Source organism: Methylobacterium sp. 391_Methyba4 (genome assembly GCF_029691625.1).
Taxonomy (GTDB): Bacteria; Pseudomonadota; Alphaproteobacteria; order Rhizobiales; family Beijerinckiaceae; genus Methylobacterium; species Methylobacterium fujisawaense.
Genome location: NZ_CP121475.1, coordinates 4,601,427 through 4,614,535 on the forward strand (window position 1 = coordinate 4,601,427; position 13,109 = coordinate 4,614,535).

General features: G+C 67.7%; 13 protein-coding genes. 3 read left to right on the forward strand and 10 right to left on the reverse strand.

The window, feature by feature from the left end; all coding sequences use genetic code 11:
* Nucleotides 1-36 precede the first annotated feature (36 nt).
* Both P9K36_RS21595 and P9K36_RS21600 read right to left on the reverse strand, forming a co-directional pair.
* A complete protein-coding gene (locus tag P9K36_RS21595; protein ID WP_278305967.1) occupies nucleotides 37-903 on the reverse strand; it encodes a phosphotransferase in 867 nt (288 codons plus the stop codon).
* 1,210 nt (nucleotides 904-2,113) lie between these two features.
* Nucleotides 2,114-2,575 carry a hypothetical protein gene (locus P9K36_RS21600; protein WP_278305969.1) on the reverse strand — a complete coding sequence of 154 codons (462 nt, stop codon included), beginning with the start codon at nucleotides 2,573-2,575 and terminating at the stop codon, nucleotides 2,114-2,116.
* A gap of 1,274 nt (nucleotides 2,576-3,849) precedes the next feature.
* Here P9K36_RS21600 and P9K36_RS21605 point away from each other — a divergent pair.
* Together P9K36_RS21605 and P9K36_RS21610 are read left to right on the forward strand one after the other, a co-directional pair.
* Nucleotides 3,850-4,110, forward strand: a complete 261-nt coding sequence (locus tag P9K36_RS21605) for a hypothetical protein (protein WP_278305970.1) — start codon at nucleotides 3,850-3,852, stop codon at nucleotides 4,108-4,110.
* A 15-nt stretch (nucleotides 4,111-4,125) separates the two neighbouring features.
* Nucleotides 4,126-5,745, forward strand: a complete 1,620-nt coding sequence (locus P9K36_RS21610) for an AAA family ATPase (RefSeq protein WP_278307318.1) — start codon at nucleotides 4,126-4,128, stop codon at nucleotides 5,743-5,745.
* A gap of 413 nt (nucleotides 5,746-6,158) precedes the next feature.
* Here the strand turns inward: P9K36_RS21610 and P9K36_RS21615 are convergent, their stop codons facing one another.
* From P9K36_RS21615 to xth, 7 genes are all read right to left on the reverse strand, one after another.
* Nucleotides 6,159-6,635, reverse strand: coding sequence for a hypothetical protein (locus P9K36_RS21615; RefSeq protein ID WP_043354504.1), 477 nt, complete (start codon nucleotides 6,633-6,635; stop codon nucleotides 6,159-6,161).
* 147 nt (nucleotides 6,636-6,782) lie between these two features.
* On the reverse strand, nucleotides 6,783-7,082 hold the full coding sequence (locus P9K36_RS21620) for a hypothetical protein (protein WP_043385077.1): 300 nt from the start codon (nucleotides 7,080-7,082) through the stop codon (nucleotides 6,783-6,785).
* A 139-nt stretch (nucleotides 7,083-7,221) separates the two neighbouring features.
* Complete coding sequence (locus tag P9K36_RS21625; RefSeq protein ID WP_043354509.1) at nucleotides 7,222-7,536, reverse strand: hypothetical protein; 315 nt, start codon at nucleotides 7,534-7,536, stop codon at nucleotides 7,222-7,224.
* An 89-nt stretch (nucleotides 7,537-7,625) separates the two neighbouring features.
* Nucleotides 7,626-7,895 (reverse strand): hypothetical protein, encoded by a 270-nt coding sequence (locus tag P9K36_RS21630; RefSeq protein WP_053610099.1) that lies wholly within the window; start codon nucleotides 7,893-7,895, stop codon nucleotides 7,626-7,628.
* Between the two features lie 109 nt (nucleotides 7,896-8,004).
* The gene (locus P9K36_RS21635; RefSeq protein WP_043385070.1) at nucleotides 8,005-8,787 is read right to left on the reverse strand and encodes an SDR family oxidoreductase; all 783 of its coding nucleotides are present in this window, start codon (nucleotides 8,785-8,787) and stop codon (nucleotides 8,005-8,007) included.
* A gap of 278 nt (nucleotides 8,788-9,065) precedes the next feature.
* On the reverse strand, nucleotides 9,066-9,944 hold the full coding sequence (locus P9K36_RS21640; protein WP_043354517.1) for an SDR family oxidoreductase: 879 nt from the start codon (nucleotides 9,942-9,944) through the stop codon (nucleotides 9,066-9,068).
* Between the two features lie 276 nt (nucleotides 9,945-10,220).
* A complete protein-coding gene (gene xth / locus P9K36_RS21645; RefSeq protein WP_043354519.1) occupies nucleotides 10,221-11,030 on the reverse strand; it encodes an exodeoxyribonuclease III in 810 nt (269 codons plus the stop codon).
* A 160-nt stretch (nucleotides 11,031-11,190) separates the two neighbouring features.
* On the opposite strand from xth, the gene P9K36_RS21650 reads away from it, so the two are divergent.
* Nucleotides 11,191-11,931, forward strand: a complete 741-nt coding sequence (locus P9K36_RS21650; protein WP_278305971.1) for a lysophospholipid acyltransferase family protein — start codon at nucleotides 11,191-11,193, stop codon at nucleotides 11,929-11,931.
* A 9-nt stretch (nucleotides 11,932-11,940) separates the two neighbouring features.
* On the opposite strand, the gene P9K36_RS21655 is transcribed toward P9K36_RS21650, so the two are convergent.
* Nucleotides 11,941-12,852 (reverse strand): outer-membrane lipoprotein carrier protein LolA, encoded by a 912-nt coding sequence (locus P9K36_RS21655; RefSeq protein WP_278305972.1) that lies wholly within the window; start codon nucleotides 12,850-12,852, stop codon nucleotides 11,941-11,943.
* Nucleotides 12,853-13,109: the final 257 nt, after the last annotated feature.

The window sequence follows — 13,109 nt, forward strand, 5'->3', positions numbered from 1 at the left end:
CGGAGTGGGAAGCGGACGGTCGCGCGCGACGCGGCGTCAGAGCGTCACTCTCCGATCCAGTATGGTCGTCGCTTGGTCGAGGACGCGCGGCCAGAGATCCTCCGCGAGGATACAGAACCCCGCGAGGAACAGCAGCGCGCGGATCTCGGCAAGCTTGACGAAGTGCGGCAGGGCTCGCCGCTCCATCCTGGACAGCGGGCGTACGCGTTCGTAGCCCGCCAAAAGCGCGGCGACGAGTGCCGCCGTCTTCGCCGGATCACCGCGCACGAAATGCCAAGTCGCAGTCCCAAGATCCACCACGTAGGGACCGTAGCCGCAATCGTCGAAATCGAAGAAGCCAATCGTGCCGTCCTGGGCGACGGCGTTGGCCAGCCGGGCGTCCCCGTGACAGTTTCCCACCGGTAGATCATGCGTAGCAGGATCGGCCAGCATCTCCGCCCGGCATCGGTCCACGGCGCGCCGTACGGCCTCGCCACCGGGGATGTGCGCCAGCACTGCCACGGGGTGCGCGCACAGCGTTGCCGGATCAAGCGGACGCGCACCGCCGGCCTCGATCCCGGCGAGAGCCCCGTGCAGCCGCGCCAGCGCCGAGCCGAACAGCGCTACATCCTCCGGGTCGTCGGCGAGCGGCCGACCGTCGAGAGCGTGGAACAGGCCAGCAACACGGTCCACGCCCTCGAACGGGACGCGCGCGCAATCCGTACCATCGGCGGTCGGGACCGGTCGCGCCACGTCGATGCCCGGCGTTGGCCGGACCTCGTTCAGCAAGCACATCTCGAACGCGATCTCGGCTGCGGATCGACCGGTAGGCCGGTAGAGGCGCAAGTAGTAGGCGGCGTCGTCCGCGGTGAGACGGTAGGTTCGGTTCGCGCCGGGGACCACCAGCGCGCAGCTGGCGAACACGCGCCCATAGCATCGCGAGAGGGCGTGGATGTCGAGATCGCTGATCAGCTCGACCTACCATGCGCGATCCAGGCCAGCAGCAGCGCTCGCGTCTGTTAGGCGTCGTGAGCGGGCGCGTAGGCGATGTCCGCTTCCATCAATCACTGCCCGAACGCAGACCGGCGCGAAACCACCCCGAGCAGCCATTCCGCATGCGACCCAACTCGGCCGCTACGATCTCCGTTGAAACCCTTCAGAAGCGGACACTCATCGGTCCCCGGATAAAACCGGCTTGGCCGAATGGTGATCATCCATCGCAGTCACGTCGTGAAATCGTAAGGGCAGATCCGTCACTCTGTGTCCCGAACAGGAGAGACCGTCGTGGGGGTAGCGATCTGGGTAGTGTCCTTCATTTCGCTCATCCTCGCCGGATGGTTCTGGCAGGCTGCGCGAACCAATATGCGTTCCGCAAATTCAAGCTTCGTCACTGAAGAACAGGCACGTGTTGCGATGGGCTACGTCGCTTGGGATCCAAGCACATCTGATGTCGCACGGACTTATCTTGTCATCAGCAACGCTTTCGCTTTCATCACGCTGATTTCGGCCAGCGTTGGAGTTTGGTTCGCAGGGGCACCCGCAATGGCCGCCCTACTAGCGATCGGAGCAACTGGCAGTCTAGCTGACGTGCTTTGGAAGTGGCTCTCGTTCAGAAGGCGATACCGACCGCAGCCAATGGCTCGCTCATGATTAGCGAGGGGAAGGAAAAGTGACGTCTGCTAAGAGTATTTCTCGCCCGCAAGCGGACTAGCCGAAAACCACCCGGAGCTGCCCTCCTGCTCGCGACCCAACTCGGCCGCTGGGACCGCCGACAGCACTTCTCCAGAACGGTCATTCGTCAACCCTTCGGCGGCTACGGCTCGGGGCGGGAAGCGGTCGGTTCGGCAGCGCTCTTCGCAGTATTACGGCATCGAGTTAGGGTCGCCGGGCCAATGCTTCGTAGGGTCGTCGCGTTCGCCTGACGCGCTTGCCAGCCATCGCCTTCCACCAAGACGGCGCGGCTTCTGAGAAAGGTAGAAAACTGCGGCTAAAACAACCAGAGCCACCGCGACGCCAATAACTATCAGCAAAGCTTCATACATCGCGCCGCTCCGAGACCGCGATCTATCTTACGTTCGGCCAATTCCAGTGTCTCATCCACCCACTGAAGCTAGCTAAAGTTGAAAAATGAGCTTTATGCGTCCATGGTATTTGGCGCGCCCGGCTGGAGGGTGATTGAGACAGAGCGCGCACGGATCAAACCATCCAAGCCGTAGCAGGGCTCAAGCTCGATCTCGATGTCTCCTGGTAGCGGATCGAGAGCAAGATAGCCCCGCCGCTCTGGGCGGTCAGGCGCGCGGCGCAGGATCAGCCCACCGATGACGTTCTGTTGGCTGAAACCATCGAGTTGCAGGTCCATGATCCCTTCGAGGGCAAACGACACGATGGCCTGCCGTTCGAGCACAAGGAAGCCACCTTCGCCGACCTTGTCCGTTGTGATCCAACCATGAAGGCGTAGCGTGCTCTGCCCTTTGCGTCGAAGATCGAGGCTCAAAATCTCAGCGTCGTGGAAGCTCGGCACGCGACCGAACCAACGCAGAAGCTCCGCGCCACCGGACACCTCATGGTAGATCGTTTCGTACTGTTCAGCCGCCATGTAGGACATTCAGCCATGGCCACGAAGAGTCTGCAATGGGTTTGGAGCAGGCGGAGCAACCACGTCCGCTTCCTTACCTTATCGTCCGTTGGCAGACCGGCAGAAACCCACCCTGAGAAGCCCTCCCGCTTCCGACCCAGCCCGGCCGTTCGAAAGACCAACGACGTTCCCAGTAAGCAGCCGTGAATTTACCCCTGTAGCGAGTGCCGTTCAAATTCGGCTAGGTTTCGTTTGCCGACTTGAACGTTTTTGCTGTAGGCAAGTTCATGCTATCGCTTCGCGCAGCCATGTTGGGCATGGCGCTTATAATTACCCTGCCAATCGGCTGCTCTACCATACAAAGAGAGCTTTATCTAAGACGATCTATTCCTAAGAAGTTTCACCAGACTTGGTATTTCGTAGAAGGAGCCTGCAATCGCTTCCTTAGCTACCAGGGCGCTTATGCAATAGGACTGCGCGACGATACAATAAGGCAGATCGAAGAACAGGGTCTCAAATTTTTCTCCGATATACGCGATCCCGCAAATGCAGCGAAGACAAACTATTATAGAGGCGAATGGAAGCCCACGCCAGTTCCAAGGGCTTGGTACTCGGAAGGGGCTATACCTAACTTGTACTGCGGTGCTGAAAATGCCCTTTTTTGGCCAAAAGGAATAGAGGATGCGGTCAAAAGGACAGGCAGCTACTATCTCGATGGTGTCGGCGCAAGAAACCTATATGTAATACCAAGCCTTGGTCTAATCGTGGCAAGCGGCAATGATCGTTAGAGCGCTCTTGCGCACATCTGAGATTAAGTATCGATTGTGGAGCAATTCCTCAATGTGCAGCCTAAACGCCGCCGTTTCGGGCTTCTGAAAAGAGTCGGCGACCGTCCTCTCAAATAGGTCCGCTCCGGGCCGTTCGTCGTCTGAAAGCGGACCATCTGCAACCCACCCGTTGCGGACGCCGCGACCAAGTATCAAGCGTCAGATTTGGCCCACTAGATTGCTGGCCCAATCGGAGCATGCCGCGGCCGGATCGATTCTGCGCCAAGGTCAACATCAGTCTGAAGCAGTCCCTTGGTGGGATCGGAAAGAGACCGTCCCTCGGAGCCGACCTGGGCCCCGAAGACCACCGCGCGCAGTGGAGGTGAAGGGGTCGCGAAGCGACGCTTGCGCTTGCCCCTTCGCCGGAACGAGCACGGTGGTATCGTGGCGCGGTCGGATCGGGGGCTCGTCCTCGATATGCCGAATTGTGCAGCACCCTGCTGCACGGTCTCGAAGTGGAGATCGTGGGTGGATCCGGAGCGCGATCGTACGGCTCTCGTCCGCCACCTCGCGGAGGATCCAGCTTTCGTAGGGATTGGCTACGCGACCGCCGGCAAGCTCCAGGCTGCTCTCGGCGACGATCTCGGCCGCGCACTGACCGACGGCGACCTCGTCGCCCTTGAGCCGATCCTCGGGATCGAGCGGGCCCACGACCTCGTAGTGGCGTGGCGCGATCGGCAAGCCGAAGGCGACGTCGTCGTCTGGCTCGGGGAGAACGGATTCGACTGACGCCTCGCCCGCAAGATCGTCGCCCTTTGGGGCCTCGAGGCTCCGCTCCGCCTCCGGGAGAACCCGTGGCTTATGATGGCCGTGGCCGACTTCGAGAAAGTCGACGCCGTGGCGCATCGGCTCGGTCTGCCGCTCGACGCCGACGATCGGAGCATCGCGGCCGTGGAGGCTGCCCTCTACCGGCGGCTCGACGAGCATCACACCTTGACCCGCCACGCCGAGGTCGTGCGCCTAGTCGCTCGACTCCTGCGATGTTCGGCGTCGCGCGCCTCCGAGGCCGTATCCAAGGCGGTAGCCCTCGGCGTCGCCGTTCGGATGGGCGAAGGCCTGCAGCCGGCCGGCGCGGCCATGATGGAGGCCTACGTCGCCGGCGCGATCGCCCGGATGATCGAGGGGCAGGTGAGCGAGGATTTGATCGCCCGCGAGGTCCCCGCTCCGGAACTCGACGTTTGGCTGGACGAGGCGGCAGGCGCCATCGGCGTCGATCTGGGCTGCGAGCAACGGGATGCCGTCCACCTCGCCCTGAGAAGCCGTTTCGGTCTCGTCGTCGGTGGCGCCGGCGTCGGCAAGACGACCGTGCTCAAGGCGATCGTAGCCGCCTCCGAGCGGTTCGGGCGAGCAATCCACATGATGGCGCTCGCCGGCCGTGCCGCCGTCCGGATGACGGAGGCGACGGGTAGGAAGGCCTCGACGATCGCAGCCTTTCTGAAGGCCGTCGAGGCCAAGCAGATCGCCGTCGGGCCCGAAGCCTTGGTCGTGATCGACGAAAGCTCGATGCTCGACCTTCCGACGCTCTACCGGATCCTGCGGGTCATGCCGCCAAGCGGCCGTCTCCTGCTGGTCGGCGACGAGGCACAGTTGGCGCCGATCGGGTTCGGCCTGACGCTGCATGCGCTCGTCGGCATCCCGGAGATCCCGAAGGTCGAACTACGGACCATTCGGCGGCAGACCGCCGCCTCCGGCATCCCTGCCGTCGCGGCTGCCATACGCGACGGACGGCTCCCTTGGCTTCAGCCTTTCTCCCCTGACGTCGGCGGCGTCACGCTGCTCGAATGCGAGCCCCACGCAATTGCGGACCACGTGAAGGACGCCCTCGCCGAGCTCGGCGGGGTCGAAGGGGCCACGATACTCTCGGCTCTCAAAACCGGTGCGAGCGGAACGGTCGCTCTTAATGCTGAGCTCCACCATCTGGTGGCCCTCGGATGCCCACCTGGGGAGCGCGGCCGGTTCATTGCCGGAGAGCCAGTGCTGTTCTTGAGGAACGACTACCGTCGGGACCTACGCAACGGCAGCCTGGGCACCGTTACGGAAATCGACGATGATGGGGTGGCCGTGAACTTCGATGGCAATGAGCAGCGGTTGGCCGGACGCGACCTCGACGATCTCGACCACGCCTATGCGGTCACGGTCCACAAGGCGCAGGGCACGGCCTTCGAGAACGTCGTGATCCCGATTGTATCGTCTCGCCTGCTGGACCGCTCGTTGATCTACACCGCCGTCACCCGCGCGATCGCGCGGGTCGTCCTGGTCGGGAGCCGTGAAATGCTACGCTTAGCTGTGGAAAAGCAGCCGATTTCTGCCGATCGGGAAGTTGGCCTCGGTCTCGCCCTTGCCACGCGGAACCAGTCAGAGTGACTGTTTTATGCCTCAATGGATGCGTAGCATGTCTCTAACTCGATTCAATGAGCGTTTGCAGGGCGCTAACACACACAGTGTCAGGGTATGCAAGGGTTTCAGTTACTAGGCACCGTCGGTCCGGTCGGGACAGCGCCGCCGGCGCCGGTCGTGGCGCCGGCGGCGTCTCTGCGGGCTCGGATGCTTCCCCATCTCGGGCCGCTGCATGCTCGCCTCCCCTCGCGGTGAGGAACCGAAGGTGGGGGCGACGCCGGGTCGCGCGATCCGGTGCCCTCTCCACCAATCCCAACCCGGCCCCCCTCCCCGCCAGAATGAGGGGGCCGGTCGCATCGCTTCGACCGTCGGGGCCTGTCTTGTCGGGCGCCAAGTCCGAGCGGGATCGGGATCCGCTCGGGCCGCGGCCGCGAAGCGGCTCAGCCCTTGAGCTGCTTGTTGCAGGCCGAATAGTAGCCGCCGCCCTTCTCGATCCACTTCATGCCGCCCAACGTGCCGGCGGCCTTGGCCGCGTTGTAGCTGTCGAGACAGGTGTGCATGCGGGCCTTGCCGGCCGATTCCTTGGCGTATTTCGGATCGATGGCGCGGGGGAAGGCGGCCGATCCGGCGGCGGCGGCCGGTGTCGTTCCGGCGCGCGAACCGGCCGCCGGCGGGGCCGCGGGCGCGGCGGTCGTCGCGGTCGGCGAGACCGGGTTGGGGGCGGTCGTCGGGGCGGTATCGGCCGCCGCGCCGCACTCGGCCTTGCGGAAGTCGTTCCACTTCTGCCCGTTGAGCGTCCCCGCCTGCTTGGCGGCCTGATACTTTGCCGAACACTCCTTGGTCGACAGGGCAGCGGCCGGCGAGGCACCGGCCGCCACGCCGGCAATCATCAGGGATGCAAATACATAGCGGCGCATATCGAAAAATCTCCGGGACACTATGTGTCGTCCCGGAAGAGACTAATACGGCTCTATCCCGTCGTGAATATGCGGGTGTCCGTTCCGGCGGGACAAGTCGGCAACCAGGCCCGGATCCGGGGTATGGTCCCGAGCCGGCCGCGCGGGCTACCAGCCGCCGTGGAACCGGCGCGGGCCGTCATAGCCGCCATAGCCGCGCTCGTAGCCGCCGTAGCCCGGCCGCCCGTAGGGCCCGCGGGGACCGCCCCAGCCCCAGCCGCGCTCGTTGGGCCGGCAATGGCCCCAGGGATTGGGGTGGAAGCCGGGACCGCAGCCGCCCGCCACGCGCTCGATCACAACCCCGGCATCGGGGGGGCCGTAGCCGAACGGTGCCGCGTTCGCCGCCGTGGCGGTGGCGAGCCCCGCCGTGACCACCGCGACCAGGCCGAGCATCTTGGAGCGCATCATGACACGATCTCCTGAACCAGCGGGCCGGACGCACCGGACCGATGGCAGGAGGATGCGCCGGTCGCCGTGAACCGGGACAGGTCCGGCCATTCATCAACCCGACGGGATCGGCCGGACGGGCCCACGCGCGACGGATCGGTCAGGCGGCCTGAAGCCGGACCGGGGTCGGCGCGGCGGCCCGTGAGCGCGCGTAGAGGTCGGCGCCGACGGCTTGGCCCGCCGCCTTGACGAGCGTGGCCTCGTCGCAGGACCGCGCCACCTTCAGGCCGAGCGCCGCGAGCCGCGCGTTGTCGGCGCAATAGGCCGCGATCCGGGCTCGCCCATAGGCCGGCATCGGGGCGAGCAGCCGGTCGCGCTCCGCGTCGTCGGCGCGGAACAGCGCCGAGATCAGCTCGATCGGAACCGGGTACCGCGCCAGGGCGCTGGGATGGGGGCGGTTTCCGTCGCGCGTCATGGATGCCTCTCCGCTTCGCTGTGCGGTGGAAGGTTCGGCAACCATAGTTAACGATCAGTTGTGATGGTCGCCGACCCGAGGCGGATGTCTCAGCGGCGCGGCGGGTTCACCCAGGCGCCGCCGTCGGCGTGGTGCGGCCGATCCGTGTCCGCGGCCGGGATCAGGAGCTGCGCGTCCGCCCAGCGAGACGCCGCGCCCGGCGCCGCCGGTGTGATCGCCCCCGTCGTGACCGGATCGATCCAGGCAGGCGGGCCTTCGGCGAGTGACGCGCCCGGATCCGGCAGATTGCGCTCGTAGCCGACGACGACCGCCGTGAGGGCGATCGCGGCCAGGAGGAACGCTAGACCGTCGAGGATCATGGAGCCGAGTCTCGGCATGGCACCCGCGCCTGTTGACCAAGCTTCGGGGCTACGGCGGCAGGGTTAACGAACCCTGTCCGAAACCGGGAGATCCGGCCCTGCGGCGGGCTCAGGCGTTCCGTCCGCCGCGCAGGGTCTTCAGGCCGATGCCCGTCGCCTCGAAACCGCCGTCGACGGCGAGTTGCTGGCCGGTGATGTAGGAGGCGCGCTCCGAGCAGAGGAAGACGATCGCCTCCGCGAGTTCCGTCTCCAGCCCGTAGCGGCCGAGCGGGACGGTGTCGTGGTAATCCGCCCGGATCTCGGGGCTGTGGACCGCCTTGGCCATCGCGGTATCCACCGGGCCGGGGGCGACGGCGTTCACGCGGATGCCCCAGCGCGCCAACTCGACGGCCTGCTGCTGGGTGAGCTGCGCCAGCGCCGCCTTGCTGGTGCCGTAGGCCGTCCGCAGGGTCGAGGCGCGCAGGCCCGAGATCGAGGTGACGTTCACGATCGCCCCGCCGCGCTCGGACAGGAGCGGCACGGCGGCCTGCGTGCACAGGAAAGGACCGGACAGGTTGACCGCGAGCACCCGCGACCAGTCCGCAAAGGTGGTCTCCATCAGCGGCTTGAAGATCGCGATGCCGGCATTGTTGACCAGGGCGTCGAGCCGCCCGAACCGGTCGCCGACCTGCCGGATCGCCGCCGCGACCGCCTCGGGCTCGGAGACGTCGGCCGTCACCGCCAGCGCGGCCTCCGGACGGCCGAGCCGCTCCGTCGCCGCGGCCACGCCCGGACCGTCGATATCGAGCAGGGCGACGTTCCAGCCGTCCGCGAGGAAGCGGGTCGCGGTGGCGAGCCCGATGCCGCGGGCAGCCCCCGTCACCAGTGCGGTCCGGGTCTGGGCATCGCTCATCGTCGTCTCCGTCGGGGGCGGCCGCACCCGGATGGCGCGACGCGGCGTTCGGGTCCGCAGCGGTGCGACCGCCGCAGGCCAAGCCCGGGACACCTACAGGTCCCTCCCGCCGTTGAAAACCGATCCGCCGTCAATGTCCGATGCATCGCGCGGGCGCCGTCGCGCCTGTCGGCCGCCGGCCGGTCCGCGGCGGCCGCCAGGCGCGCCGACACGACCGAGGCGGCTCCCCTCCTCTCGGGATGCGAAGATGGGCTCGAGCCTCCGCGCGGACCCGGCGCTCAGAGCATCGGGATGCCGCCGGTGACCGGCACCAGCGCCCCGGACATGTAGCTGCCCTCGCGGGAGGCGAGCAGCACGTAGGCCGGAGCGAGTTCCGCGGGCTGGCCGGCGCGGCCAAGCGGGGTCTGCGCGCCGAGCTGCTCGATCTGCTCCGGACTCTTCACGATCGGCTGGATCGGCGTCCAGACCGGCCCCGGGGCGACGCAGTTCACCCGGATCCCCTTCGGCGCCAGCAGGTTCGACAAGCCGATGGTCAGGCTCGCGATCGCGCCCTTGGTGGCGGCGTAGATCAGCATGCTGGGATCGGCGACCTTGGCCTGCACGCTCGTGCTGTTCACGATCGCCCCCCCGGGCTTCATGTGCGGCACCGCGGCCTGGGCGAGGTGGTACATGGCAAAGACGTTGGCGCGGAACGAGCCCTCGATGTCGGGAGCCTTCACGTCGTCGAGGCTGTCGTTCACCACCTGGGCGGCGGCATTGTTCACGAGGACATCGAGGCGCCCGAACGCCGCCACGGTCCTCGCCACGAGGTCGCGACAATGGTCCTCGTCGCGGATGTCGCCGGGAAGGAGCAGGCAGCGCCGGCCGGCCTTCTCGACCCAGGCCTTCGTGTCCTCGGCATCCTCCTGCTCGACGTCGAGATAGGAGATCGCCACGTCGGCGCCTTCGCGGGCATACGCGATGGCCACCGCCCGACCGATGCCGGAATCGCCGCCGGTGATCAGCGCCGCGTGGCCCGTGAGGAGCCCCTTGCCGACATAGCTGTCCTCGCCGTGGTCGGGCCGCGGCGTCATCTTGGAGGTCAGGCCCGGCCGGGGCTGCTGCTGGTCGCCGGGAAAGGGCGGCTGCGGCCCGGCCTCGCGCGGATCGTCGGTCATCGGGGAGGCTCCGGGTCGTGGGCGATCCACGGGATCTAGGGCTGCCTCCAGGGCCGCCGCCTGCGCCCGGCCGTCACAGGCCGGGCGAGGGTACCGAACCGTCTCAGAAGGCGCGGGTGCGCCCGGAATGCGGGCCGCCGTAGCGGCGGCGCAGGAAGGAGACGACCTTGGGGAGGAGGAAGGCGATCAGGATCTTGCGCATCGGGGCTCGCTCACGTCACGGGTTCGTGAGCGGGCAATGCTCGGACCGCACCCCGGTTCCGTGCGGGCGCCGGATCAGAGTTCGAGGGTCAGGGTGACCGGCGCGTGGTCGGAGGGACGCTCCCAGGCGCGGGCCTCGCGCAGCACCTCCACCTTGCGGACCGTCCCGGCGAGGTCCGGGGACACCCAGGCGTGGTCCAGGCGCCGCCCCTTGTTGGCCGCCGACCAGTCGGGGGAGCGGTAGCTCCACCACGTGTAGATCTTCTCGGGCTCCGGGGTGAGGTGGCGCGCCGCGTCGATCCAGCCCGCCTCCCCGCGCAGGACCTCCAGCGCCTCGGTCTCCACGGGCGTGTGGCTCACCACGTCGAGGAGCTGCTTGTGCGACCAGACGTCGTGCTCCAGGGGCGCGACGTTGAGGTCGCCCACGAGGATCGCCGGCCCGGAGACGCGCTTGCCGCCCCAGGCCCGCAGTTCGGACAGGAAGTCGAGCTTGTGGGCGAATTTCGGGTTGAGGTCGCGGTCCGGCACGTCGCCGCCGGCCGGGACGTAGAAATCGTGCAGCACGATGCCGGCGGCGGCCCCCGCTTCCGGCCCCAGCACCGCCGAGATGTGGCGGGCGTCCTGGCGCTCGCAGAACCCCATCACGGCGCGGGTGTGCAGGGGGAAGCGGGAGAGGATCGCGACGCCGTTGTAGCCCTTCTGGCCGGCGAACATCACGTGCTCGTAGCCCGAGCCGCGCAGGGCCTTCAGCGGGAAGGCGTCGTCCGGGCACTTGGTCTCCTGGAGGCAGAGCACGTCCGGCTTGTGCTCGGCCAGGAAGCGCAGCACGAGGTCGATGCGCAGGCGCACCGAGTTGATGTTCCAGGTGGTGACGGTGAGCTGCACGGGCGGCGCCGGGGTTCGGTCGGAGGTGCGCTCCGATAGCCGATTTCGCGGGCCGCGACAGTCCGCTCGACGCCGGCGGCGCGAAATGCCGTGCGTCGGTGCCCGGCAGGCGCTATGCCCGTGCCCTGCCCTGTCCCGGGCCCCTCGTCGAGGCGCCGCCATGGCACATGCCCGCTCGCTCCTGTTCGCCGCCTACTGGGCCGCCTGGACCACCCTGTTCCTCGCGCCGCTCGCGGTCTTCCTCCTGTCGGGGTCCCCCGAGCGGCCGATCCGACGGGCGACGCGCCTTTGGGCGCGCGGCATCCTGGCCGGGCTCCGGCACATCGTCGGCCTGCGCTACGTGGAGGAGGGCCGCCAGCACCTGCCGGCCAAGCCCTGCCTGATCGTCGCCAACCACCAGTCGACCTGGGAGACCCTCGCCTTCCTGGTGCTGGTGCCGGACGTGGCGATCGTCGCCAAGCGGGAGCTGCTGGCGATCCCGGTGGTCGGCTGGTTCCTGCGACGCTCGCCGATGATCGTCATCGACCGCGGCAACGGCACGCAGGCCTTGCGCACCATGATCGACGAGGGCCGCGCCGCTGTCGCGGCGGGCCGGTCGGTGCTGATCTTTCCGGAAGGCACCCGCGGCGGCATCGACGCGCCGCTGCGCTTCAAGCGCGGCGTCGAGCTGCTCTACGGACGGCTCGGCCTGCCGGTGGTGCCGGTGGCGCTGAATTCCGGGGTGTTCTGGCCGGGGGGCATGGCGACCCGGGCCGGGACCGTGGTGGTGAGCTACCTCACGGCCGTCGCGCCGGGCCTGACGGCCGCGGAGTTCCTGCGCGGCACCGAGGGGGCGATCGACCGGGAGCTCGACCGCTGGCGCCCCATCGGCCTCGACGGCCTCGGCGCGAAGGCGGCCTGAGGGCGCCCCCTAGGGCTGCGCTTGCTGGATCTGCTGCTGCACGGCCTTGTCCTCGGCACGCCCGTAATTGATGAAGAACAGGTTGCCGTCGACGCTCTTGCCCTTCTGGAGGTTCGAGAGCGTCACCGTCGTGATGTAGCCCTGCGGATCGGTGATCCGCCACTGCGAGAGGGTCTTCACGTCGGCATCGAAGAACAGCTGGATCTTCGAGGTGCCGCCGAGGGTGGCGCGGTCCTCCAGGCTGATGCGGACGCCGCCCGGATCGTTGGCCACGTCGGTGACGGTGAGGTCGCGGGCGAGGTCGATCTTCTCGCGCAGCAGGAATTTCAGCGGCGTCTGGGCGATGAAGTAGAGGTCCTGCGTGTTGAGCTTGCGGTCGCGCACCGCCACCGAGGTGCCGTCGGCGATCACCTCGAGCGGCGAGGGCTGGTCGTAGTCGAAGCGCAGGCGGCCGGGCTTGGCCAGCGTCAGCTTGCCGCCGATCCGGCGCCCATCGGCGCCGATCTGCATGAAGTTGCCCGTCAGGGTGTTGATCCCGTTGAAGTAGGCGTTGGCCTGGGCGAGCAGCGTCGCGGCATCCGCGGGCTCGCCGGGGGCGATCGCCGTCGGCGCGCCCACCGCCGCGACCTTGGGCTCGGCGGCCTTGTGCTCGGCCTTGCCGGACTTGGCATTGGCCGCCTTCGTGTCCTTGCCCGCCGGGTCCTTGCCGGAATCCTTGCTCGCCTCCTTGGCCTTGGGCGCGGGCTTCTTGGCCGGCGCGGGGGCCGGCGGGGCAGCCTCGGGCTGCGGCGCGGGCTCCTCCTTGTGGCCGAACAGGCTGTCGATGAAGGCGCCCACCTGCGCCTCGGCCGGGTTGGCGGTCGCGAGCCACAGCCCGGCGGCGATCAGGGAGCCGGCTGTGCGGATGCGGCGGCCGATCATCGGCAGAGTCTCCTGGGGAACCACGGCGTGGGCTCCGGCGGCAAAGGGAAAGCGGAACGTGACGTCAGCGAGCGGGTGAAGACGTCGCGCCCCCCGTCGTCTGCGCGAGCGGCGCGCGGCAACCCAGGAGCTCCACGGTGCCGGACGGCGCGCTGCCCTGGGCTGCTTCGCTCCGCTCTCACGGACGGGACGGGTTTCGCAGCGGCCCGTTAGAACCCCGCCCTGTGGCGAAGATGCGACGTCCGGGCCGCCCCCAT

What these genes read in the sequence shown, in the direction of transcription:
- P9K36_RS21600 (WP_278305969.1), bottom strand. Translation starts at nt 2,575, where the DNA reads ATGGCGGCTGAACAGTACGAAACGATCTACCATGAGGTGTCCGGTGGC.
- P9K36_RS21615 (WP_043354504.1), bottom strand. Translation starts at nt 6,635, where the DNA reads ATGCGCCGCTATGTATTTGCATCCCTGATGATTGCCGGCGTGGCGGCC.
- P9K36_RS21620 (WP_043385077.1), bottom strand. Translation starts at nt 7,082, where the DNA reads ATGATGCGCTCCAAGATGCTCGGCCTGGTCGCGGTGGTCACGGCGGGG.
- P9K36_RS21625 (WP_043354509.1), bottom strand. Translation starts at nt 7,536, where the DNA reads ATGACGCGCGACGGAAACCGCCCCCATCCCAGCGCCCTGGCGCGGTAC.
- P9K36_RS21630 (WP_053610099.1), bottom strand. Translation starts at nt 7,895, where the DNA reads ATGATCCTCGACGGTCTAGCGTTCCTCCTGGCCGCGATCGCCCTCACG.
- P9K36_RS21635 (WP_043385070.1), bottom strand. Translation starts at nt 8,787, where the DNA reads ATGAGCGATGCCCAGACCCGGACCGCACTGGTGACGGGGGCTGCCCGC.
- P9K36_RS21640 (WP_043354517.1), bottom strand. Translation starts at nt 9,944, where the DNA reads ATGACCGACGATCCGCGCGAGGCCGGGCCGCAGCCGCCCTTTCCCGGC.
- P9K36_RS21650 (WP_278305971.1), top strand. Translation starts at nt 11,191, where the DNA reads ATGGCACATGCCCGCTCGCTCCTGTTCGCCGCCTACTGGGCCGCCTGG.
- P9K36_RS21655 (WP_278305972.1), bottom strand. Translation starts at nt 12,852, where the DNA reads ATGATCGGCCGCCGCATCCGCACAGCCGGCTCCCTGATCGCCGCCGGG.